Source organism: Streptomyces luteogriseus (assembly GCF_014205055.1).
Lineage (GTDB): Bacteria > Actinomycetota > Actinomycetes > Streptomycetales > Streptomycetaceae > Streptomyces > Streptomyces luteogriseus.
On the sequence record NZ_JACHMS010000001.1, the window covers coordinates 1,854,568 to 1,878,391 of the forward strand.

Annotated in this window: 14 protein-coding genes and 1 pseudogene; 3 read left to right on the plus strand and 12 right to left on the minus strand. The window is 69.1% G+C overall.

Annotation, left to right across the window (positions count from 1 at the left end; all coding sequences use genetic code 11):
* Positions 1-59 precede the first annotated feature (59 nt).
* Positions 60-1,736: a hypothetical protein gene (locus BJ965_RS08355; RefSeq protein ID WP_184908095.1), complete on the minus strand. Its 1,677-nt coding sequence runs from the start codon at positions 1,734-1,736 to the stop codon at positions 60-62.
* An 8-nt stretch (positions 1,737-1,744) separates the two neighbouring features.
* Complete coding sequence (locus tag BJ965_RS08360; RefSeq protein ID WP_184908096.1) at positions 1,745-5,158, minus strand: WD40 repeat domain-containing protein; 3,414 nt, start codon at positions 5,156-5,158, stop codon at positions 1,745-1,747.
* A gap of 304 nt (positions 5,159-5,462) precedes the next feature.
* Here BJ965_RS08360 and BJ965_RS08365 point away from each other — a divergent pair, with 304 nt between their 5' ends.
* Positions 5,463-6,680: a thiolase family protein gene (locus BJ965_RS08365; RefSeq protein WP_030838745.1), complete on the plus strand. Its 1,218-nt coding sequence runs from the start codon at positions 5,463-5,465 to the stop codon at positions 6,678-6,680.
* Entirely contained in the window at positions 6,677-8,806 is a 2,130-nt protein-coding gene (locus tag BJ965_RS08370) for a 3-hydroxyacyl-CoA dehydrogenase NAD-binding domain-containing protein (RefSeq protein ID WP_184908097.1), read from the plus strand. Before BJ965_RS08365 ends, BJ965_RS08370 begins: the two co-directional genes overlap by 4 nt.
* A gap of 115 nt (positions 8,807-8,921) precedes the next feature.
* Here BJ965_RS08370 and BJ965_RS08375 read toward each other — a convergent pair whose 3' ends face one another.
* A complete protein-coding gene (locus BJ965_RS08375; protein WP_184908098.1) occupies positions 8,922-9,941 on the minus strand; it encodes a hypothetical protein in 1,020 nt (339 codons plus the stop codon).
* An 82-nt stretch (positions 9,942-10,023) separates the two neighbouring features.
* On the opposite strand from BJ965_RS08375, the gene BJ965_RS08380 reads away from it, so the two are divergent.
* A complete protein-coding gene (locus tag BJ965_RS08380) occupies positions 10,024-10,395 on the plus strand; it encodes an NTP pyrophosphohydrolase (RefSeq protein WP_184908099.1) in 372 nt (123 codons plus the stop codon).
* A gap of 411 nt (positions 10,396-10,806) precedes the next feature.
* Here the strand turns inward: BJ965_RS08380 and BJ965_RS08385 are convergent, their stop codons facing one another.
* The 9 genes and pseudogenes from BJ965_RS08385 to BJ965_RS08425 all read right to left on the minus strand — a co-directional run bounded on the left by BJ965_RS08385 (position 10,807) and on the right by BJ965_RS08425 (position 23,822).
* Complete coding sequence (locus BJ965_RS08385) at positions 10,807-12,306, minus strand: amino acid permease (RefSeq protein WP_184908100.1); 1,500 nt, start codon at positions 12,304-12,306, stop codon at positions 10,807-10,809.
* 156 nt (positions 12,307-12,462) lie between these two features.
* Complete coding sequence (dxs, locus tag BJ965_RS08390; protein WP_184908101.1) at positions 12,463-14,388, minus strand: 1-deoxy-D-xylulose-5-phosphate synthase; 1,926 nt, start codon at positions 14,386-14,388, stop codon at positions 12,463-12,465.
* A gap of 181 nt (positions 14,389-14,569) precedes the next feature.
* The gene (locus BJ965_RS08395) at positions 14,570-15,862 is read right to left on the minus strand and encodes a sugar ABC transporter permease (RefSeq protein ID WP_184908102.1); all 1,293 of its coding nucleotides are present in this window, start codon (positions 15,860-15,862) and stop codon (positions 14,570-14,572) included.
* Positions 15,859-16,650 carry an ATP-binding cassette domain-containing protein gene (locus tag BJ965_RS08400; protein WP_030838725.1) on the minus strand — a complete coding sequence of 264 codons (792 nt, stop codon included), beginning with the start codon at positions 16,648-16,650 and terminating at the stop codon, positions 15,859-15,861. The genes BJ965_RS08395 and BJ965_RS08400 overlap by 4 nt, the downstream gene beginning before the upstream one ends.
* A gap of 188 nt (positions 16,651-16,838) precedes the next feature.
* Positions 16,839-17,939 (minus strand): ABC transporter substrate-binding protein, encoded by a 1,101-nt coding sequence (locus BJ965_RS08405; protein WP_184916939.1) that lies wholly within the window; start codon positions 17,937-17,939, stop codon positions 16,839-16,841.
* 133 nt (positions 17,940-18,072) lie between these two features.
* The gene (locus BJ965_RS08410) at positions 18,073-19,284 is read right to left on the minus strand and encodes an ROK family transcriptional regulator (protein ID WP_184908103.1); all 1,212 of its coding nucleotides are present in this window, start codon (positions 19,282-19,284) and stop codon (positions 18,073-18,075) included.
* 176 nt (positions 19,285-19,460) lie between these two features.
* Positions 19,461-20,277 (minus strand): annotated as a pseudogene (locus tag BJ965_RS08415) (IS5 family transposase).
* A 942-nt stretch (positions 20,278-21,219) separates the two neighbouring features.
* A complete protein-coding gene (locus BJ965_RS08420; RefSeq protein ID WP_184908104.1) occupies positions 21,220-21,642 on the minus strand; it encodes a hypothetical protein in 423 nt (140 codons plus the stop codon).
* A gap of 1,256 nt (positions 21,643-22,898) precedes the next feature.
* Positions 22,899-23,822, minus strand: a complete 924-nt coding sequence (locus BJ965_RS08425; protein WP_184908105.1) for a carbohydrate ABC transporter permease — start codon at positions 23,820-23,822, stop codon at positions 22,899-22,901.
* Positions 23,823-23,824: the final 2 nt, after the last annotated feature.

The window sequence follows — 23,824 nt, forward strand, 5'->3', positions numbered from 1 at the left end:
CGCCGGGCCGCTCGTGGCCTGCGCCTGGTGAGGGACGATAGATGCGGTGGCGGGGGGCTTCACCCCGCGGCGAGCCCGGTCCATCGGGCACGTCCCTTCTCGAGGCGCAGGGTGAGCGGTACGAGTACGGCGTCCGAGGCGCTGTAGGAGGAGCCGCCGTACCCCATGCCGGGGGCCGATCCGGGTTTCAGACGCAGGGCGGCGGCGTCGTGGAGCTGCTGCGGTGTACAGCTGATGTCCTGGTCCGGCTCGTCCACGCACGTGGTGAGGCCCGGGTAGAGCAGACCACCGCCTGGTTGCCGCAGGGGATGGGTGCGGATGGCCCGCAGGACGTTGCGCGGGCCGTCGTCGGAGCGGATCCAGTCGTGCTCTCCCGTGCTGCACGGGTCGCAGAGTTCCACGAGCCGGTCGGTGTCGCCTCGTCCCGCCGCGTCCGCGATGTCCCGGGCCAGCTTCCGCGCCGCGGCGGGCAGCCGGGCGCCGTGGTCGTCGACGGCGGCCACCCTTGCCGCCGGTTGTGCCGCCGACGACTTGGGAGGGCGTGCGGCGGCGCTCTCGGCGGGAGTGAGCGCGAACAGGGACACGCCCTTTCCGAGGACCGGTTCGCCGCCGCCGGTGGTGAGGGTGAGAGTGCCGGTGATCGGGTCGGCGGTCTCGGTGATGTCGGCCTTCCCGTACACCGGGTTCTTGAGACGTACGACCCGGCCCTCGGCTCCGAACGCGATGCCGAGCATGCCGTTGCCGAGGTAGGTCCACCGCCCGTCGCGCAGGTAGTAGGAGACGGCCCGCTCGGGAGACATGACCTGGCAGGCGCTCAGAGCGCTGTAGGTGAGGGTGAGGCCGTCGCCCGCCCAGGCGAGATGGGTGACCATGCGCGGCAGTTCCACCAGGGCGTGGCGGAACGCGGCGTCGTCGGGGAGCGATCTGTGGGCGCCCGCGCCCGAGGTGCCGGGGTGGGTCTTGACGGTCTGGAGGGGCCAGCAGGCACCGTTCGACTCCAGGTCGGCCCAGGCGACGGTGTCACCGCCGGGCTTCCGCTGGGCCTCGGCGAAGGACGTCGTGCCTTTGTCGGGCAGCAGCGGGCGGACCGTGCCCTTGCGGTCGGCCACGACGAGGGCGCCTTCTCCGCGGTGGATGTCACCCCCCTCAGGCAGGAGGGAGAACAGGATGACGTCGTCGGCGCCTCCGGTCGCGAGCTGCGAGTAAGGGGAGAGCCGCTTGTCGAGTGCGATACGCCGCGCCTTGCCGCCCGGCGGGAACAGCAGGAGGGACCTGCCGTCGGTGGCGAGGCTGACGGCGTCCTCGCCCAGGAAACCGAGCCCGGCGCAGGGGCAGGTGCGGGAGGCCAGCCGTCCGCTGCGCACGTCCAGGAGATGTATCTGTCCGGTCTGGCCCACACCCCCGGGGTCGATCCAGGCGAGGCGGCTCGCGTCGGGCGACCAGACGAGCTCGGACGGCAGTCGCTCGGTGTCGAAGGAGGACGTCGCCGTGCTGGGTGGCAGGTCGGCGGCCTTCCAGGTACGGCCTGCGGCGTCCGCCATCATCACGGCCTCGCGGGCGGGCTGGAGGAACGCCGCGACGGGATGCTGCCGGTCGGGTTTCCCGGTGGCCGTGGACGCGGGGCGGGACTTCGGGGCCGCGGGTCCGTCACCGGCGGAGGTGCACGCGGCGGCTGCGAGGACCGTGGCCAGGGCCAGGGCCCGAAAGCCTCGGAGGCGGTGTCCGGTACGGGGCATGAGGCGGCTCACTTCGTCTCGGCGCAGAGGTCGATGTAGGCGTGGCGTTCGCCGATGTGGGTTCTCCATTCCTTGGTGCTGAGACCGGCGCCACCGGTCCAGCGGCAGACCTGGTTCTGCCAGTCGATGCCGTCGACACGCCACAGGCTCACGGGCCCGGGCGCCTCGCCGGAGTCGACCGGGCTGGTCACCCCCGCGAGGAAGTGGCCGTCCGGCGACCAGGCGAGGCGGGTGATCCGCTGACCGCGGGAACTGTGCAGAGTGGGCAGGGCCTGAAGGCCGGTGGCGGTGTCGTGGACGAGCACCTCGTCGCCGGCCGCGACGGCGACGTGCCGGCCGTCCGGTGCGAGGGCCAGCGCTGTGGGCCGCTCGGTCGTCCCGGGCAGGACGAGGGGCTCTCCGGTCTCCTTCAGGCCGGCGTTCCGGTAGCGCACGGTGTTGTCGCCGCCGAGCACGGCGATGAGGGAACCGTCGTGGCTCCAGGCGATGCGCTCGGCGCCGGGTGCGGCTGCCGCGCGGGTGGTCCCGGTCGTGAGGTCGGCGAGGACGAGGCGGGGGCCGTCCCCCGCTCCGGCTTCCAGGACGAGCGCCTGCCGTCCGTGCACGGCCAGACCGGAACCCTGCCCGACCTGGATGGTGTTCACGAGCTTCCAGGTCCTGGTGGACCAGATCGCCAGGGGGCCATCGGCGTGGCGGGCCACGAGCAGGTCCTTCCCGGGCACGAAGGCGACGTCGGTGAGGGCCCGTTCGGTGCTGCCGACGGCGCGGTCGAGGGCCTGAACCCGCAGGGTCCGGGGGACGTCTTTTCCCTTGCTCCACACACCGAGGACGGACCGGCCTCCGTACGTGCCGGCGGCGACCACCAGCTTCCCTCTGGCGGTGGCGTCACGGATGCCGAAACTCTGGAACGAGTACTGCGCGAGGGGGCCGTACGACTGCTCCGCCGGGTTGAGCGCGATCTCGGGGACGGTGTCGGGGTCGATGGTGTACACGCCATCGGAGCCGTCGAAGGCGACCTGGGTCATCACCAGTTGGCCCCCCGGCCCGAAGTTCGCGACGGCCGACTGCACGGCGGGGCTGAGGCTGAGGGGGCCGGGCCGCCGGTCGAGTACGTTGACCCGCCCACCCCGCCCGGCGGCCACCACGGTGAAGAGCTCCCCGACCGCGGCGGTGACGGCGGGTCCGCCGCGCGGCTCCTCGAGATCCCGGCTGGCGATCGCCTGGTCACCGGTGCCCACGGGGACGAGGGCGGTGCCGTTGTCCCCGGCGATGACCACACTGCCCGACCGCTCGGCCAGGGCGCGGGGCGGGTAGGCGAGTCCGCCGACGGGAAAGGCGAGTTGTCGTCGGTGGCGCCGGTCCCAGGCCTGGACCCCCTGCGCGGACGCGAGGAGCACGTCGGCGTCGTTGGCGGCGATCTGGAACGCCTCGCCCTGGATGTCGTCGCGCCGGATCTCGGTGCTGACCTTGTGGCTGTCCAGTCCGACCGCGAGGACGTCGTCGGACTCGACGAGCAGCAGTGCCCGTTCCTCCTCCGGCAGTTCACCGTTGCCGGCCGGTCGCGTGCCGGGCGCGACCGTGGCGTCGAGCACGCGGCCGGGTTCCATGGGGACGGGCCGGCCGTCCACCTCCTGGTCCCCGGTCCGCCGGCAGGAGACCTCCTCCAGCGTCGTGGTGTCGTACTGGGCGACGACCCCGTCGTCCCGCACCTCCACCAGTCGCACACCGCTGTTGGCGAACGCCGTCGCGACGGGCTTGGTGCCCTTTCCCCCGCACGAGGGGGTGCCGAGCCTGCCCATGAGCCGGGGGACGGGCTCCAGGGCAGAGTAGACGGACACGGCCTTGCCGTCCCGGCCGGCGAGCAGACCGCTTCCCTCGTCGAACACGAGGTCGGTGACGGCGCCCTCGGCCCTGCCGAGTTCCTTGCCGGTCAGCAGGTCCCAGGTCTTGACGTACGGGTCGTCCCCGGAGGTGTGGACGCGGCCCCGCTTGTCGTCGACGGCGATGCCGTTCACCGCAGCCGGGCTCGCCCGCCAGGACATCCGGACCCCGGAGTTCGCCTCCAGCACGTCGCGCATGGCCTGCACGGCGCGTGGGGTGTCCGGCTCGATGGTGTAGGCGGCCAGACCGAGCAGACCGGCGAGCCTCGGATCGGTGCCCCGTTGCAGCATCGCCTCGGCCGCCAGGTCGGCTGCCAGCGCCTTGCGGGCTTCCGCCTCGCCGGACTCGCTGACCGCTCTGATCACGGACACGCTGATCACCAGGAGGACGATCAGCACGGCCACCACGGTGACGCTCCACCGCTTCACCACCGGGAGGTCCCACATGCGCGCCCCGCGCGCCGCCTCCTGGACGGTCGCGGCGTACAGGAGCCCGCCGGCGGTGCCGCCCGGCAGGGCCCGCGCGGCGTCGGCCCGGTCAGCGGCGGGCACGACGACGTTGGTGCCCTCCCCGGCGGCCTTCAGCTTGGCCTCGTACCCGCCCACGGAGGCCAGCGTCCCGGGCCGGCCCGGGTCGAGAGCTCCGACCAGCGCCGTCCGCGGATTGACCTTGCGCAGGGCGGGCGGCCGTAAGCGGCGCCCGGCCCGTGCGACCTCGCCCAACAACACAGCGAAGGCGCAGCCGAGCGAGGTGTCCTCCACCATGCCGACCACGCCCTCCGCATCGGTCAGCGACCAGAGCACCGTGCTCCTGACGCTGTGGCCCGCGCCGTCCCAAGCGTCCCGCAGCGACTGCCGGAACCCCTCGTCGCCGCGGAAACCCGACATGATGCGGGGGTCGGGCAGCAGCGCGGGCGGTCCCTCCGGCAGCACGGCGGCGGTGAGGGTTCCCCGCACACCGCCGCGTCCGTCGTCGAACAGGACGGTCGCCGTGGCCACCGTCCGGGCCTCGGGGAGGGCGCCGTCGAGGGCGAGCAGCCAGGTCAGCGCGGGCAGGGCCAGGTCCCGGTCGGCCTCGGGCACGGCGTCGGTGAGGCGGCGCAGCCGGGTGGCATGACCGGCTTCGGTCGCGGCCGCGAGGGCGAGCGCCGCGATGTGTTCGTAGCCCGGGTGGGCGTGGTTGCGGCGCAGCCACAGCAGCCCGGAGGCCAGCTCCCCGGCGCTCTGTCCGGCGTCGCCGACGAGTGCCAGCCCCATGGCCGCCGCGGCCCGGAGCGACTGGGCTGCGGCTGGCTCCTCCTTCAGATAGGGCGGGTGTCCGACCAGCGACCGGACGCTCGACGCCGCGGCCGCCCTCGGTGTCAGCAGCCGGTGCAGGGGCCGGTCCTCGTCGCGCAGCACGCGCAGGGTCGCGACGTCCTCGGCGGCCACCCGCTCCCGGACGTAGGCGAACACGGGCTGACCGGGTGACAGCAGGCCACGTCTGATCTCCTCGCGCTCCTTGAGCGGCGGCATCGCAGCCAGCAGAGGTGCGATGTCCACCGCGGGAGCAGGCTGGTCACCCACCGCTCGTCCCGATCCCCTCGACTCGACCCGGCGCGGGCGCCGTGTTGGTCCGGTCACTCAGTGTGGCAGGGGAGGGGCTCTGCCTTCAGGCGAATCGTGGGATATCTCCCGCGCCCGGCGTCCGACCACGTGGGTACTCTCGGGGCGGCGGACGTGTGACCTTCGCCGCTCCCCCCGCCAGGGCTGTGCAGCTACGTTACTCATAAGTAGCATGGGGCCTGAGCGCGCGCTCAGCGCATCGCAGCAGCAATGCAGATCCTGACCCTGGAGGAGAGCCATCGTGCCTCGTACCGTCAGGGACGTCGTCTTCGTCGACGGCGTCCGCACCCCGTTCGGCAAGGCGGGCCCGAAGGGCATCTACCACGAGACCCGTGCCGACGACCTCGTCGTGAAGGCGATCCGGGAGCTGCTGCGCCGCAACCCCGGACTCGACCCGAAGAAGATCGACGAGGTCGCCATCGCCGCGACCACGCAGATCGGTGACCAGGGCCTGACCATCGGCCGCACCGCCGGGATCCTCGCGGGTCTCCCGCAGTCCGTGCCGGGCTACTCCATCGACCGCATGTGCGCCGGCGCCCTGACGGCCGTGACCTCGGTCGCCGGCTCCGTCGCCTTCGGCGCCTACGACATCGCCATCGCGGGCGGTGTCGAGCACATGGGCCGCCACCCCATGGGCGAGGGCGTGGACCCGAACCCGCGGTTCGTCTCCGAGAAGCTGGTCGACGAGTCGGCCCTGTTCATGGGCATGACCGCGGAGAACCTGCACGACCGCTACCCGCAGATCACCAAGCAGCGCGCCGACGAATACGCCGTGCGCTCCCAGGAGAAGGCCGCCAAGGCGTACGCCAACGGCAAGATCCAGGCCGACCTGGTGCCGGTCTCGGTGCGCCGCACCTCCCCCGAGGCCGGTGAGACGGGCTGGGGCCTGGTCACCGCCGACGAGCCGATGCGCCCGGGCACGACCCTGGAGAACCTCTCCGGCCTGAAGACCCCGTTCCGTGTGCACGGCCGGGTCACCGCCGGTAACGCGGCCGGTCTGAACGACGGCGCCACCGCCTCGCTCATCGCCTCCGAGGACTTCGCGCGGGAGCACGACCTCCCCGTGAAGATGCGCCTGGTCTCCTACTCCTTCGCGGGTGTCGAGCCGGAGGTCATGGGCTACGGCCCGATCCCGGCGACGGAGAAGGCGCTGGCCCAGGCGGGCCTGTCGATCTCCGACATCGGCCTGTTCGAGATCAACGAGGCCTTCGCCGTCCAGGTCCTGGCCTTCCTGGACCACTACGGCATCGCCGACGACGACGAGCGCGTCAACCAGTACGGCGGCGCCATCGCGTTCGGCCACCCGCTGGCCTCCTCCGGCGTCCGCCTGATGACGCAACTGGCCCGCCAGTTCGAGGAGCAGCCGCACGTCCGCTACGGCCTGACCACCATGTGCGTCGGCTTCGGCATGGGCGCGACGGTCATCTGGGAGAACCCGCACTTCGAGGGGGACAAGTGAGCACCACCGCCGAGCTTCTCAAGCAGGCTTCCGAGCTGTTCCCGGACGAGGTCGTCACGAGTGCGCACGTACGCCACTTCGACCTCCCCCTGGGTGCCGGGCGCTTCGCCCTGATCACCCTGGACAACGGCCACGACCACACCAAGCCGACCACCTTCGGCCCGGCCTCGCTGGCGAACCTGAACGCCGCGATCGACCAGGTCGAGAAGGAGGCGGCGGACGGCGAGATCGTCGGCGTCGGCCTCACCGGCAAGCCGTTCATCTTCGCGGTCGGCGCCGACCTCAAGGGCGTGGAGATCCTCAAGGAGTACGAGCACGCCCTCGCCATCGGCAAGGGCGGCCACGAGGTCTTCAAGCGGCTGTCCAAGCTGGCCGTGCCGACCTTCGCGTACTACAACGGCGCCGCGATGGGCGGCGGTGTCGAGGTCGGTCTGCACTGCACCTACCGGACCGTCTCCGCGGCCCTCCCGGCGTTCTCGCTGCCCGAGGTCTTCCTCGGTCTGGTCCCGGGCTGGGGCGGCTGCGCCCTGCTGCCGAACCTGATCGGCCCCGAGAAGGCCGTCTCGGTGATCATCGAGAACAGCCTCAACCAGAACAAGCAGCTCAAGGGCAAGCAGGTCTACGAGCTCGGGATCGCCGACGCGATCTTCGAGGGCGCGGACTTCCTGGAGCAGTCGCTGATCTGGACCGCGGCCGTCCTCAAGGGCGAGCTGGAGATCGAGCGCCCGGTCATCGACCGCGGCGAGGCCTGGGACCAGGCCGTCGCCAAGGGCCGCTTCATCGCGGACTCCAAGGTGCACGGCGCGGCCCCGGCCGCCTACCGCGCCCTGGACATCATCGCCGCCGCCAAGAACGGCGACCTCCAGCAGGGTTACGACGCCGAGGACAAGGCCCTCGCCGACCTCATCATGGGCGGCGAACTGCGCTCCGGCATCTACGCCTTCAACCTGGTGCAGAAGCGCGGCAAGCGCCCGGCCGGCGCCCCGGACAAGAACCTGGCCCGCCCGGTCACCAAGGTCGGCGTCGTCGGCGCCGGTCTGATGGCCAGCCAGCTCGCGCTGCTGTTCCTGCGCCGCCTGGAGGTGCCGGTCGTGCTGACCGACATCGACCAGGAGCGCGTCGACAAGGGTGTGGGCTACGTCCACGCCGAGATCGACAAGCTGCTCGGCAAGGGCCGCATCAACCAGGACAAGGCCAACCGCCTCAAGGCGCTGGTGTCCGGTGTGCTGGACAAGGCCGAGGGCTTCTCGGACGCCGACTTCGTCATCGAGGCGGTCTTCGAGGAGATCGGCGTCAAGCAGCAGGTGTTCGCGGAGGTCGAGGCGGTCGCCCCGGCGCACGCCATCTTCGCGACGAACACCTCCTCGCTGTCGGTCTCCGAGATGGCGTCGAAGCTCAAGAACCCCGAGCGGGTCGTGGGCTTCCACTTCTTCAACCCGGTGGCGGTACTCCCGCTCCTGGAGATCGTCCGCGGCGAGAAGACCGACGACGCCTCCCTGGCCACGGCCTTCGCCGTCGCCAAGAAGCTGAAGAAGACCGCGGTCCTCACCAAGGACGCCCCGGCGTTCGTCGTGAACCGCATCCTGACCCGCTTCATGGGCGAGATCCAGAACATCATCGACGAGGGCACCCCCGTCGAGGTCGCCGAGAAGGGCGTCGAGCCGCTCGGTCTGCCGATGTCGCCGCTGGTCCTGCTGGAGCTGGTCGGCCCCGCGATCGGTCTGCACGTCTCGGAGACGCTCAACCGGGCCTTCCCGGACCGCTTCACGGTCTCCCCGAACCTCGCCGCCGTCGTCAAGGCGGGCAAGCGCGGTTTCTACGTCTACGACTCCGGCAAGCCGGAGCTGGACCCCGAGGTCGCCGCGCTGCTGAAGCAGGGCGACAAGGTCCTGACGGAGGAGCAGGTCCGCGACCGCGTGCTCGACGCGGTGGCGCAGGAGATCGGCATCATGCTCGACGAGGGCGTCGTCGCCGAGGCGCAGGACATCGACCTGTGCCTCATCACGGGCGCCGGCTGGCCCTTCCACCTGGGCGGCATCACGCCGTACCTGGACCGCGAGGGTGTCTCCGAGCGCGTGAACGGCAAGAGGTTCCTGGCGCAGGGCGTCGCGAGCGTCCCGGCGTAACGCGTTACCCCTGAGGGGGGTGGGGCGTACGGTAACAATCCGTGCACCCGCCCCCCTTTCTGTATGCCGCCACAGACTGGTTCCTCACACAAAAGGTTCCGCTTCGTGAAGGGGCTCAGATCTCCCGCCAGGCCTCCAACGCGAGCCCCGGCTCGTCCTTGCGGCGGGTGAGCAGCACGGTCCCGGCCGACGGCGAGAGAGAGGCGGCGACGACCTCGTCGTGCTCGTCGAGCGCCACCGACACCATCGCGTCGGCGGGCAGCGGGGGCCCGGACTCGGTCCACCAGGCACCGGCCGACTCCTGCTCGGTCGGATACGCGGCGAAGGCGACCCGGCCGCTCGCCGACCGCTGCGCGAGCACGGTGCAGTCGTGCCCCTCGATGACACACCGCACGGCGGAGACCGGCCCCGGGCCGGCGGACGCCAGCAGGGTCACCGGCTTCTCACCGGGACGCCAGGCGCACAGGTCTCCGGACAGGTCCGTGAAGAAGAGGGTGGTGTGCTCGACGGACGTGGCGAGCGCGCGCAGGGTCCCCGGACGGACCGGGGCGTCGACGCCTTCGGCCCGCACCGGCTTCTTCCCGTCCCCCTCCTGCCGCCAGCGCAGGATCCCGCCGGGCACGCAGGCGTACAGCTCCACGAACCCGGACTCCCCCGTCACGGCCGCCAACTCCCCCTCGACCTCAGGCCCTCCGAGGTCCAGCCAGCCGCCCCAGCCGCCCTTGACCTTCTGGTTGCGCAGGCTCACCCCGCCGCCCTTGTTCCGGACGAAGACGTAGCCGCGCCCCGCGCCGTCGACGGCGACCGCCGGTGGGCCCGTCCGGTCGCCCTTCTGGTCCGGGTGGCCGATGGGCACCCAGTCCAGGGGCGCGAGCCCGGGGCGGAAGTGCGTGGAGTGCACGAGGCCCGACTCCCCCGGCACGGTGGGGCGCCAGGCGGCCAGGTGCGCGTACCCGTCGGCGCCCTGGCCGACCGCCGCGCCCGGGTGCACCTTCTGGCTGCCGCCGACGGTGCGCGGAGTGTCCTCCCAGGAGCCGGTGGGGCCGCGTTCCGCGCGGCACAGGACGGCGTCGCCGGAGGGCAGATAGACAGTGAGGCGGCCGTCGCGGCCGCGGAGGAGCCAGTCGCCGTTCACGTGTTCACTTTATGCGGCCGACCGGGCCCGGTGCTCCCGCCCACCCCTGCCTCGCGCCCATCTCCCGTGCGACCCTGGCCACATGAACGCCACCGTGCCCGTCCTCGTCGTCGTCGACGCCGCGAACGTCGTCGGATCCGTGCCGGACGGGTGGTGGCGGGACCGTCGCGGCGCGGCGGAGCGGCTGCGGGACCGGTTGGCGTCGGAGGGGGTTCCGGCCGTCTCCGGCCCGGTGGAGATCCTCCTGGTCGTGGAGGGGGCGGCCCGCGGGGTGGAGTCCGTGCCCGGGGTACGGGTGTCGTCCGCCCCGGGCAGCGGCGACGACCACATCGTCGAGGTCGTGGCCTCGGCCGGTGACCGTTCCGTCCTGGTGATCACGGCGGACCGGGAGCTGAGGAGACGGGTCGGGGAGCTGGGGGCGGACGTGGCGGGACCGCGGTCTGTTCGTCCGTAGGGTGCCCGGGGTTGTAGCTGGGGCCGGGTGGGTGCGCAGCGGGCGTTGTGGCGTACTCGGCGGCGGGGCTGAGGCCGGGTGGGTCCGCAGCCCGGCGTAACGGGGTGCCGCTGCGCCCACCCGTGCCGCCCCCAGCGGCACGTATGCCCGCAGCGGGGGCGGCGCGCGGCCAGGCCGAGCGGGCGCCCGCGGCTGAGGCAGCCACCGCGCGCACGCAGGACGGCCCGCACCCGCGCGCATGCGCCGCAAACCACGACGCGCTCCCGCACCCGCGTACGGCGAGAACGGGCCGTTTCGGGAGGTGTCCGCCCGCAGCGGTTGGCGCGTCGACGGGGAGTCAGTCGGTATCTGACCCCATCGCGCCCTTCCGAGGACGGACACCCCGGCGCGGCCCCGACCCACCACCGGCGCCTAGGCGCTCGGCTGTTCCTCACCCGCTTCGCGGCGTGCGAGACGGCTGTGAGTACGGCCGTACAGGAAGTAGACGAGGAAGCCGGCGGCCATCCAGATGCCGAAGCGGACCCACGTCTCGGCCGGCAGGTTGATCATCAGCCACAGGGAGGCGCACACCGACAGGATCGGAATGACCGGCACCCACGGCGTGCGGAAGGACCGGGGCAGGTCCGGGCGGCTCTTGCGCAGGATGATCACGCCGATGGCGACGACCACGAAGGCGAACAGCGTGCCGATGTTCACCAGCGCGGCGAGTTCCGTCAGCGGCGTGAACCCGGCGAGCACCGCGATGATCACGCCGAGCAGGATGGTCGGCCGGTGCGGCGTCTTGAACCGCGGGTGGACGCGCGAGAAGAACCTCGGCAGCAGCCCGTCCCGGCTCATCGCGAAGAACACGCGGGTCTGCCCCAGCAGCAGGATCATGCACACCGTCGTCAGGCCGACCGCGGCGCCGAAGCTGATGAAGCCCGCGTACCACGGATGCCCGGTGGCCTTGAAGGCATCGGCGAGCGGGGCGTCGACGGACAGCTCGCTGTAGTGCTGCATGCCGGTGACGACGATCGACACGAGGACGTACAGCGTCGTGCAGATGACGAGGGAGCCGAGGATGCCGCGCGGCATGTCGCGCTGCGGGTTCTTGGTCTCCTCCGCGGCCGTGGCCACGACGTCGAAGCCGATGAAGGCGAAGAACACGACCGAGGCGGCGGTGAAGATGCCCATCACGCCGAAGTTGGAGGGCGCCCAGCCGAACATGAGCTGGATCAGGGGGGAGTCGAGACTCGCCCCGGCCTCCACCGGCTGCTCCTTGGGGATGAACGGGTCGTAGTTGTCGCCCTTGATGAGGAACGCGCCCGCGATGATCACGACGAGGACGACCGTCACCTTGATGGCGACGACGACCGACGTGATCCGCGCGGACAGCTTCATGCCGATCACGAGGATGCAGGTGAGGACGAGGACGAGCGCGGCGGCGAGGATGTCGAAGCCGAAGACGTCGGCGCCCTCGCGGCTGCCGAGAGCCGCCGGCATGCTCCAGCCCGCGTTGTCCATGAGCGACTGGATGTAGCCGGACCAGCCGACGGCCACCACCGCCGTACCGAGTGCGAACTCCAGAACCAGGTCCCAGCCGATGATCCAGGCGGGCAGTTCACCGAGGGAGGCGTACGAGAACGTGTAGGCGGACCCGGCGACCGGGACCGTGGACGCGAACTCGGCGTAACAGAGGGCGGCCAGGGCGCAGGCGACGCCGGCCGCCACGAACGCCAGAGCCGTGGCCGGCCCCGCGTTGTTCTTGGCGACTGTTCCGGTGAGAACGAAGATGCCGGTACCGATGATCACACCGACGCCGAAGACGGTCAGATCCAACGCGGACAAGGACTTCTTGAGCGCGTGTTCTGGCTCCTCGGTGTCGAGGATGGACTGCTCGACCTTCTTCGTCCGGAAGAGGGTACTGCTCACGGGGTTACCTCCCACGCTCGTCGTCCTCGACATGATCGAGAGGTGGCACCATCCGTATGCCCCGGCACGGGCGAATTCACGCCAATGGGCCGGTTCCACCACCCTCATGGTGGGGAAACCGGCCCATCCCGTACCCGTTCGGCCCTGTCGGCCGTGTCAGTCGCGCGCGCTCTCCACCGCGTCCCTGGCGCCGCGGTCGGTGGGGAGGCCGTCCAGCTTGGCGACCAGCCCGGTCACCTGCCGGGCGATGTCCGGCGCCGTGAGACCGATCTCGGCCAGCACCTCGGCACGCGAGGCGTGGTCGAGGAAGCGCGGCGGGATGCCGAAGTCCCGCAGCGGCACGTCGACACCGGCGTCGCGCAGCGCCTGGGCGATCGCCGAGCCGACGCCACCGACGCGGCTGTTGTCCTCGACGGTGACGACCACGCGGTGCTGCTCGGCGAGCGGGGCCATGGCCTCGTCGACGGGCTTGACCCAGCGCGGGTCGACGACGGTCGTGGAGATGCCCTGCCTGTCGAGCAGGCCGGCGATCTCCAGGCACATCGGCGCGAGGGCGCCGACGGAGACCAGCAGGACGTCCGGCCGGTCGGTGCCCGGCTCGCGCAGGACGTCCATGCCGCCGACGCGCCGCACGGCGGGCACGGCGGGGCCCACGGCGCCCTTGGAGAAGCGGACCACGGTCGGCGCGTCGTCGACGGCGACGGCCTCGCGCAGCTGGGCGCGGACCTGGTCGGCGTCACGCGGCGCGGCCAGCCGCAGCCCGGGCACGACCTGGAGGATCGACATGTCCCACATGCCGTTGTGGGAGGCGCCGTCCGTCCCGGTGACCCCGGCCCGGTCGAGCACGAAGGTGACGCCGCACTTGTGCAGGGCCACGTCCATCAGCACCTGGTCGAAGGCGCGGTTGAGGAAGGTGGCGTAGACGGCGAACACCGGGTGCACCCCGCCCGTGGCCAGCCCGGCCGCGGAGACGGCGCCGTGCTGCTCGGCGATGCCGACGTCGTAGACGCGTTTGGGGAAGCGCTTGGCGAACTTGTCCAGGCCCACGGGCTGGAGCATCGCGGCCGTGATGGCGACGATGTCCTCGCGCTCCTCGCCGAGCTTGACCATCTCCTCGCCGAAGACGGACGTCCAGTCGGCGCCGGAGCTGGCGATCGGCAGGCCCGTGTCGGGGTGGATCTTGCCGACGGCGTGGAAGCGGTCCGCCTCGTCCTGGAGAGCGGGCTGGTAGCCCCGGCCCTTCTCGGTGAGGCAGTGCACGATGACCGGCCCGCCGAACCGCTTGGCCTTGGCGAGCGCCGACTCCAGGGCCTCCAGGTCGTGTCCGTCGATCGGCCCGACGTACTTCAGGCCGAGGTCCTCGAACATGCCCTGCGGGGCGATGAAGTCCTTCAACCCCTTCTTGGCGCCGTGCAGGGTGTCGTAGAGCGGCCGTCCGACGACGGGGGTGCGCTCCAGGACCTCCTTGGTGCGGGCCAGGAAGCGCTCGTAGCCGTCGGTGGTGCGCAGGGTCGCCAGGTGGTTGGCGAGGCCGCCGATGGTCGGTGCGTAGGAGCGCTCGTTGTCGTTGACGACGATGACGAGCGGGCGGTCCTTGGCGTCGGCGATGTTGTTCAGCGCTTCCCAGGCCATGCCGCCGGTCAGCGCGCCGTCGCCGATCACGGCCACGACGTGGTCGTCGCGCTCCATGATCTGGTTGGCCTTGGCGATGCCGTCGGCCCAGCCGAGGACGGTCGAGGCGTGCGAGTTCTCGATGACGTCGTGCTCGGACTCGGCCTGCGAGGGGTAGCCGGACAGGCCGCCCTTCATCTTCAGCTTCGAGAAGTCCTGGCGGCCGGTGAGCAGCTTGTGGACGTAGGACTGGTGGCCGGTGTCCCAGAGCACCTTGTCCCGGGGTGAGTCGAAGACCCGGTGCAGGGCGATGGTGAGCTCCACCACGCCGAGGTTGGGGCCGAGGTGACCGCCGGTCTTGGAGACCGCTTCGACAAGGAAGGTCCGGATCTCCTCCGCCAGCTGGTTCAGCTCCTCCAGGTTGAGCCGGTCCAGATCGCGCGGTCCCCTGATACGGGTCAGCAGCGGCACCCGTGCCTCCTTGCAGTAGAGCTGTTGCCGGGCTTGTCGAGTCTAATGTTCCGCCTTCGCGGGCGGCGCCGTGGCCTTGCGTCGTACGTCACGCGTTCGGCTGTACCCATCTTGTGCCACACCTACGACACAGCTGTGCCCGGTACCTGGGAGGTACCGGGCACAGGCGGGTTCTCGGGCGCTACGCGCGCCCGGCGGTCTTCTGCGTCTTGCGGGTGACGGCGTCGATGACGACCGTGGCCAGCAGCACACCACCGGTGATCATGTACTGCACCGGGGAGGCGATGCCCTCGAGGGCGAGCCCGTACTGGATCGACACGATCACCAGCACACCGAGCAGGGCGTTCCAGGTGCGTCCACGGCCACCGAAGAGCGACGTGCCGCCGATCACCGCCGCGGCGATCGCGTTCATCAGCAGGTCACCGCCACCGGCGCCCTGGTTGGCAGCGGCGATCTTGGAGGCGATGAACAGGCCGCCGACCGCGGCGAAGGTGCCCGAGATCGCGAACACCGAGATCCGGACCATCTCCACGTTGATGCCGGCGCGGCGGGACGCCTCGACGCTGCCGCCGAGTGCGAACACCTTCCGGCCGTACGCCGTGCGGCGCAGCACGAAGTCCGTGACCAGCAGCACCGCGATGAAGATCACCACGGCGAGCGGCAGGCCCTTGTACTGGTTGAAGACGATGGCGACGGTGAACGCGAGAGCCGCCAGCAGCGCGGTCCGCACGATGGTCTCGCTCAGCGGCCTCGACGGTACGCCGGCGGCCTCGCGGCGCCGGTTGCCGAGGAAGGAGCTGAGGAAGAACCCGGCGGTCACCACGGCGGCCAGAGCGTACGCGGCGGCCACGTCGGAGAAGTAGTAGCTGGTCAGCTGCGCCACGACCCCGTCCGGGTCGAGGTTGATCGTGCCGTTGCTGCCCAGGATCTGGAGCATGAGGCCGTTCCAGAACAGCAGACCGGCCAGGGTGACGGCGAACGCGGGGACGCCGATCTTCGCGAAGAAGAAGCCGTGCAGCACGCCGGCGACGGTGCCGGTGAGGATGGCCAGCACGAAGGCGAGCCACTCGTTCATGCCGTTGGTGACGTTCAGCACCGCGAACGACGCACCCGCCACACCGGAGACCGAGCCGACCGACAGGTCGATCTCGCCGAGCAGCAGCACGAACACGATGCCGACGGCGATCATGCCCGTGCCGACCATGGCGACGGACATGTCGGACAGGTTGCCCGCGGTGAGGAAGTTGGAGTTCAGGCTCGTGAAGATGAGCCAGATGATGGCCAGACCGATGACGACCGGGATGGATCCCAGGTCGCCGGACTTCATCTTCCGCTTGAACTCGGTGACGTAGCCCTTGAGGCCCTGCTCGCGGACCAGCAGCCGGGGGTCGACCACCGTGACGGCGGCCTTGGCCGCCTCGGGGTTCTCCACGGCGTGGTCGTCCGGAGCCGCGGAGGTCTTGTCGATGCTCACTTGGAAACCTCCCCGTTCGTGCGCGCCGCACGGCGGGTCACGGCGTTGTCGGTGGCGCCGGTGATGGCGGAGATGATCTCTTCCTGCGAGGTCGACTTGACCTCGAAGACGCCGTTGTTGCGCCCGAGGCGCAGCACGGCGACCTTGTCCGCGACGGCCTTCACATCGGCCATGTTGTGGCTGATGAGGATCACGGCGTGGCCGCGCTCGCGCAGCCGCTCGACCAGGTCGAGGACCTGTGCGGTCTGCTCGACGCCGAGGGCGGCGGTGGGCTCGTCGAGGATGACCAGCTTGGGCTCGCCGAGCATGGAGCGGGCGATGGCCACGGTCTGTCGCTGACCGCCGGAGAGCGAGGCGATCGGGATGCGCACGCTGGGGATGCGGATCGACAGCGTGTCGAGCAGCTCGCGGGAGCGGCGCTCCATCTCCACCTCGTCCAGGACACCGCGCTTGCGGATCTCCCGGCCCAGGTAGAGGTTGCCGACGACGTCGATGTTGTCGCAGAGCGCGAGGTCCTGGTAGACGGTCGCGATGCCCAGGTTCTGGGCGTCGTGCGGCTTGGTGATCTGGACGGACCTGCCGTCCCATTCGATGACTCCCTCATCGATGGGGTGCACGCCGGCGATCGTCTTGACCAGCGTGGACTTTCCGGCTCCGTTGTCGCCCACCAGGGCGACCACTTCACCGGCGTGGACCTCAAGCTCTACGTCGGTGAGCGCCTGAACGGCACCGAACCGCTTGGAGACCCCGCGCAACGCCAGCACGGGCGTAGCGGACACGTGAACCATCTCCTTCGCCGCCTGACCCGGCGGGAGGTTGTGCAGAAGGGTGGGAGGGGTGATCCGTCCGGCGCCCCGCGGAGCTTGCGGGGCTGATGTGGCGGGGCGCCGGAGGAACTCGGGGGCAACCTGTCCCCCGCACGGGTCACGGGAGTCCGACTCGGACTCCCGTGCTCCGCAGGGGACTTGGCGGTTGCTTACTTGAGACCGATCTTGTCGCAGGCGGCCTTGTACTTGCCCGTGCAGATCTCGTTCACGGTGTAGATGCCGTCCTTGATGACGGTGTCCTTGATGTTGTCCTTGGTCAGCGAGACGACCGGGACGAGGACGGACGGGATGGCCTTGGTGGTCGGGCTGTCGACCTTGTCCTTGGCGATCGAGTCGAGCGACTTGCCCTGGGCGAGGGCGACGGCCATCTCGGCAGCGACGTCCGCCTCCTGCGGGTAGGGCTTGTAGACGCTCATGTACTGCTCACCGGTGACGATGCGCTGCACACCCGCGAGTTCGGCGTCCTGGCCGGTGACGGGGATGTCGGCGATGCCGGCGGCCTTCAGGGCGGTGATGATGCCGCCCGCCATGCCGTCGTTGGCGGAGTAGACGCCGACGATCTTGTCCTTGCCGAGGGCGGAGATGGCGCCCTCCATGTTCTGGTTGGCGTTCTCCGGCTTCCACTCCTTGGTGTCGTACTCGCGGCCGACCTTCACCTTGCCGTCGAGCACGGAGTGCGCGCCCTTCTTGAAGTCGGCGGCGTTCGGGTCGGTGGAGGACCCGTTCATCATGACGATCTGGCCGTCCTTGGCCTTGTCGCCGAGGGCCTTGAGCAGGGCCTCGCCCTGGGTCTTGCCGACGGTGACGTTGTCGAACGAGGTGTAGGCGTCGATCGGCCCCTCGGCCAGGCGGTCGTAGGCGACGACGGGGATGTCGGAGTCCTTGGCCTTCTTCACCGCGCCGGCGATGGCCTTGGAGTCCACGGCGTCGACGATCAGCACATCGACCTTGTTCGACACCATGGTGTCGACCTGCTGGTTCTGCTTGGCGGCGTCCTGGTTGGCGTTGGCGTAGACGACCTCGCCCTTGCCGCCGGTGAGCTCCTTGACCTTCTTCTCGATGAGAACCCGGTCGAACTTCTCGTAACGGGCGGTCGCGTTCTCCGGAAGGAGCAGGCCGACCTTGATGTCGTCGCCCTTCTTGGCGGACCCGGTGGAGTCGGCGTTGTCGCCCGACTCCTTGGCGCTGCCACAGGCAGCAAGCGAAACGGCCATCGCACCGGCGGCAATAGCAACAGCGGCGCGACGCATACGCGTGTTCACTTCAGAAACCTCCCTGACGAGGCCGCGACATTGCGGCCGAGGTGGCTGGAAGTCAACTCGGCCGCACGTGCGACGTCAAGAAGTAAATCCTTAACGAGATGGCAACGGTGCCATCCGTTCTCTAAGTGAAGGCAGGGGTGGCTGCCTTCAGCGCACTGGGAGCAGTTCCGTCCAGAAGGGTCGAATCGCCCATCTCGCTGAGGGCGAGGGCGAGCGCTCCGAGCACCTCCGCACGGCCGCCGAGGGCGCCGGGGAGAACGGACAACTGGCGTGCCGCACTGGGGATGGCGTAGCGGCCCACGGACTCCCGGATCGGCCCGAGAACCAGCTCACCGGCCTCGGCGAGATCACCGCCGAGGACCACGCGGCTCGGGTTCAGCAGATTGCAGAGATTGGCCACTCCACTGCCGATGTGGCGGCCGACGTCGGCGATCACCCGACGGCAGCCCGGGTCTCCGTCCCGCGCGAGCCGTACGACGCCTTCCATGGTCAGATCGGTGCCGTGACTGGACTGGAGGAGCGGGAGCACGTAGCGCGCCGCCGCGAAGGTCTCCAGGCAGCCGCGGTTGCCGCAGCGGCAGACCGGGCCGGATTCATCGAGTGTAATATGTCCGATTTCTCCGGCCGTGCCGCCGGGGCCCCGGTAGATCTTGCCGTCGATCACCAGACCGGCGCCGACACCGCTCGCGACCTTGATGTACGCCAGGTCGCGGACGCCTCGGCCGCTGCCCCAGACCATCTCTCCGAGGGCGCCGAGGTTGGCGTCGTTGTCCACGTGCACGGGGACGCCGAGGCGGCCGCGCAGCTCCTCGGCGGGCTTGGTGCCGGTCCATCCCGGGAGGATGGCGGTCGAGCCGAGGGTGCCGGACTCCACGTCGATGGGGCCGGGGACGCCGAGGCCGATGCCGGCGATCTTGGAGCGGTCCACGCCGGTGGCTTCGATCAGGCGGGTGACCAGCTGTTCCGCGCGGTCGAAGCCCTGGGTGGACGAGGCGTCCACGTCCAGGGGCTCGGATTCCTCGGCGAGGACCTGGTGGGCGAGGTTGCCGATGGCGACGCGGAGGTGGGTGTGGCCGAAGTCGACGCCGATGACGATGCCGGCGTCGCCGCTCAGCGACACGCTGCGGGCGCGGCGGCCGCCGGCGGAGGTCGGGGTGACCTCGACGGTGCCGCCGTCCTTCAACTCCCGGACGATATTGGAGACCGTCGCCGCGGACAGACCTGTCGTCCGAGCGATCTCGGCCTGGGTGAGGGAGCCCGCCAGGCGCACGGCACGTACGACCCGCTCCAGGTTGGCTCGGTGCAGCGACGACTGCGACCCCGGAGTCTCCACGACGACCTCCTGCGCGCGGGGCCGCATCGATGAGGCCCCGTCTATGTCCAACTAGTGAACTCTAAGCTGAGCTGTTCGGGGCGCCTCCCGTCAAGAGGTTGAACGCTGCCCCGGGCAAATGAGGGATTCCCAGCTCTCAGATGGTCATCTTGGCTTGCTTGGCTTGAGACCGTTTCCTACGTGGCGAGGCGGACGAGTCGCTCTCAAGGAGCAAGAGTGCGGCGGCGAGGCCGAGAAGGGCCAGGTGGTTGCGGGTAACGCTTGTAGCGTGGGCTGAGTCGTCGGTAGCCGGACAGGCAGGACATCATCCGCTCGATGACCCACCGGCGTCGCCCTAATCGTTCGCTGGACTCGAGCCCCTTCGCGGCCAGCGATGCGCACGCCAATGCGCTTTCATCTGACCATCTGCGCAGGTCGGCGGGGTCGCAGGCATCGTCGGCTGGAGGCGCTGGCGGTTGAAATGGCGGCCGTAGTGAGGGTCGTGTCTCGTTTTGCTGACCCTCGATCCCGGCCTGAGCCCTTCGCTGCCGTGGGTGCTGCCGGCCGAGTCGCCGATAAGGAGGGACAGTCCGTTGCGTCCGACAAGATGTGCATCTTGGATTCCGGCTTGCCCCGGTCCACGAGGCTCGGACCTATGTGTTCGCCCCTTTTCAGCCCTGACGTGGGCTGTGTCGAGGACGACGCGGGTGACGTCGATGAGGCCGGCTTCGTCGAGCCGGTGCAGCACCGCCTCGTGGTGGCGGCCCCAGACACCGGCTCTCTCGACCAGATCACGAGCTGGCGGTGAGCCGTCGACTTCGATATGCCGCTACAGGGCGGCAGTTGGCGCCAAGCTCAGCCGCTTGCCAGGGCGTAGACGATCGCCGCGAATAGCGGCTCATCAGGTGCCCTGCGTTCCGCCGCCCTGCACGGTCACACTCTCGAAGGTGGAATCAGCGGTTTGCGCGATCTCCCACGGCCGTCCGGAATCCAACTCAACATACCCTGCCTCATGCGCGGACCAACGACCCCGTAGGACACAATCTCAGTGAAGCCGATTCTTCACTCCGTCTACGGCGAGGCAGAAAAGAGGCAGGGGGCTGTGTCGACACAAGCGAGGTAGCAGCAGACCCAGTACTCGTCCAAGCCGCACGGGCTTCGCGCTCACGCGCGAAGGGACAGCATCGGCGGCGGCCACATTCGCGCCGTTCCGGATCATCCGATTGCGAGGCCCTTCACCGACGACACCATCCGCTACGCTTAGCCGGAAAATGACCTAGACAGAAAACCCAGCGCTTCCTTGCGGCACCGCGGCTGCAAATGCGACCTTTAGCCTAGTATCCTGGCCTGAAGATTCTGCCGCCAGCAGTAATGCGGTGGGTTGATCCTTTTTTCGGTCTTGGTCCACATGAAGGCGGTCTGCTCGTTCTAGGTCGCAATCCACTAATCGAGGACGATCTTCAGCTCGGCGAGTGAGCAGAACACGCGCGTACACGACAGCATCCTTCCGGCCCGGTGAACCACCACTCGGCCTGGACCGATCCATGATGAGTACGTCAGCATGAAGTTCAACTCGAGCCGGTGGTGCACGAGCAGCTATTTGTGCACCACCGGCGCCCTGTGACCGGAGAAGTTGTCGTGGATCACGTGAACTACGGAACCGAAGCTGGCCCGGCGATCTCGTCGAGGAGAACTCGGAAGACCACCGCCCGGTTGCTGCGCGGATAGTTTTCCGGACCACCTCGCCGGTGGCAGCGTTCAGGGTGGCAGACAGTTCCACCGTGCCGTGACGGACGTAGTCGAAAGTGCGGCGTCGAGGTGCAAGCACCCCGGGCAGCACCGGAGCGGTCCGTTCTCTCTCGTCCACCGCGAACGTAAGAACGTTGGCCGACTGCGGCTCAAAGGCCTCGGGACTGGGACACTAGGTGCCCCTCGCGCTTACTCCATCATCTGCGCTTATCCATTGATAGGTCCGGAATCCCAGCTCGAACACAGATCCAAGGGCTCGTCACCTTCATATGTTCCCACCTGGACACCCACATCTACGATACCCCCGGCATCGCTTGCGTAAGTAGCATCCTTGATGTAGCCATTGAAGGCTCCATTGAGATCCTTGCGCCATGCCCAGTAGACGATCTGCCCTGCACGGTTTTCCGTCAGCAATCGCGCACGGGCATGATGTCCGTCTTCCGCATAGTCGCTAACCGCAATGCTCACGTTAATTCGAGTGGAATTGACCCACGTGTAGTCAATGTACCCTCTCGATGCCGGATTGTCGCATCTGACTTGCAACTCGTAAGCACTAGCAGGAGAGGCTATCGTCACGACAAGCCCCAGCGATGCTGCGATTACCCCTGCAACTCGCACCTTCTTACCCATCTCCACCCTTTCGGCAGCCCTTCGGCATCATTGACTGTGCAAACCCAAGGGAAAGTCGCCAACCCGGCGGGTTGAGCACTTGAAGCAACCCTTGCCCCGCAGTCACACCGAGCCATTCAACAGCGACTGAAGCAAATTTTGCAACCTCTTCATTCGAACACGAACAGAAAGCGGACTTATATGCACTTTATGGCGGCAATCCTGCCTATATCCACAAATCAATCCCACCGCGCAATCAATGAGCCGATGGCCAGCCGATACCTCACAACCTCACCTGACCTCCTGCTGTTCTGGCTCGAATGAGGCCTTTTCCTCGCAGTTGGCAGGCAGGGCGGTTCGGCTGACTAACGCGCGAGGTCACCCGGTGGCGGTTTTCAGCCTAGAGGGCTGTTTCCACGCCAAGTGCATAGCCGAACTGACCCACCTACACTTCGGTCACACGACTGTTTCTAGCGCCCACTCGTGATCTCGTGGACGCCCTGGGGACCAGGCGACCGATCGATATTGGACGCGTAAGGTGGTCGGCCGTCGACCCACTGCCGCTTAGATCAGACAAAGGTAGTGTTCATCGAAGGGCGAGCTGGTGTCGCCAAAACGGCGGTGGGGCGGGAATTACGGCTCTCCAGCGCTCCGAGGAGGCCGCTCATGCGACCGTCGACGGTGACTCCATGCGCAGGTGCAGCCGACCCCTGTGGGAGACCTCAACACGCGAAGATCACAAAGAACAATCTGACTCCGAACTAACTTCGCCCAGCGCGGACTGATGCCCATGCCGGCACAGGTTTCGCGTCAAGTATTCCTGGGTTGTCCCCAGGCATTGTGGGTCGATACCGACTCGACGGTGATGCCGAGTGTGACGAACACCGTCCGGCCGTCGCACACGCCGCCCGTCTCAGGGGCGTCGGTATCCATGCTCCTGACGGCGCTGGTGTACAGGGTCGGTCGGCCGCTCGCGCGCGCCCGCACCCGCTTCGCCATCCAAACCGCGCGATCTACGAGCGCCTGCATGCAGGAGCGGGCGGTGCGCACACGGGAGGTGCTGCTCCGCGCGGCGGAGGTGTGCGGCGAGGTACTGCCCTGGCCGAACCCCGAGTTCTACGCCGACGCGGCTTCGTTCTCCGGTCCCCGGACCACCATGTTCGACTTCCGGGGGCATGCTGCACGACCACACCGGCGGGTAGCAGACGGCTCAACCCCGCCGACGGGTGTCATAGCGGCAGTCAGGGCGGCACATCCGCCAATCCGACGGCGCCGGGTTACTTCAACGCCCCCGCCGTAAGCCCCTGGACCACCTGCCGCTGGAAGATGATGTACGCCGCCAGCACCGGCAGCATCGCCATCACGAGGCCGGCGAAGAGGCCCGACCAGTCGCCCTTGTAGCCCTGGCTGACCGCCAGCTGGACCAGGCCCTGGGTGAGGACCCGCTTGTCGGGGTCGGTGTTGAGGACCGTGGGGAGCATGTACTGGTTCCACTGGCCCAGGAAGTTGAAGATGCCGACGCTGATCAGGCCCGGCTTGGCCATGGGCAGCATGATCTGGAAGAACGTGCGGCTGTGGGACGCGCCGTCCACGAACGCCGCTTCGGCGATCGACGTCGGCAGGGTGCGGAAGAACGCTGTGAGGAAGAACACCGTGAACGGCAGCGAGTACGCGATGTAGACCAGGATCAGGCCGTGGATGGTGTTCAGCAGGCCCATGTTGTTCACGACGTAGAACAGCGGGACCAGGGCGAGCATGATCGGGAAGCTCATGCCGCCGATGAACAGGAAGTAGATGAAACGATTGCCCGGGAATTCGAAACGGGCCAGGACGTAGGCCGCCATGGAGCCCAGGACCAGGGTTCCGATGAGCGAACCGCCGACCACGAGAACCGTGTTGAGGAAGTAGTCGCTCATGTTGGCCTGGGTCCACGCCCGCGACCAGTTGTCGAAGTGCAGGGAGTCCGGGAGCGACCAGGGGGAGCTGAAGATGGAGCGGTCGTCCTTGAAGGACGTCATGACCGCCCAGAGCAGCGGCAGGACCACCATGAACGCCCAGACGACCAGGACGCCGTGGGAGAAGACGTTGAGGACCGTGCCCTCCTTCTTCTCCTTCACGGGAGGGGGCGGCCCGATGTCCGTCTTGGTGATCGGTGCGCCGGACTCGGCCGGCAGCGGCGCGGGGGTTTCGGTCGTCTTCATCG

What these genes read in the sequence shown, in the direction of transcription:
- BJ965_RS08425 (WP_184908105.1), bottom strand. Translation starts at nt 23,822, where the DNA reads ATGAAGACGACCGAAACCCCCGCGCCGCTGCCGGCCGAGTCCGGCGCA.
- BJ965_RS08380 (WP_184908099.1), top strand. Translation starts at nt 10,024, where the DNA reads ATGAACGCCACCGTGCCCGTCCTCGTCGTCGTCGACGCCGCGAACGTC.
- BJ965_RS08355 (WP_184908095.1), bottom strand. Translation starts at nt 1,736, where the DNA reads ATGCCCCGTACCGGACACCGCCTCCGAGGCTTTCGGGCCCTGGCCCTG.
- BJ965_RS08420 (WP_184908104.1), bottom strand. Translation starts at nt 21,642, where the DNA reads ATGGGTAAGAAGGTGCGAGTTGCAGGGGTAATCGCAGCATCGCTGGGG.
- BJ965_RS08405 (WP_184916939.1), bottom strand. Translation starts at nt 17,939, where the DNA reads ATGCGTCGCGCCGCTGTTGCTATTGCCGCCGGTGCGATGGCCGTTTCG.
- BJ965_RS08400 (WP_030838725.1), bottom strand. Translation starts at nt 16,650, where the DNA reads ATGGTTCACGTGTCCGCTACGCCCGTGCTGGCGTTGCGCGGGGTCTCC.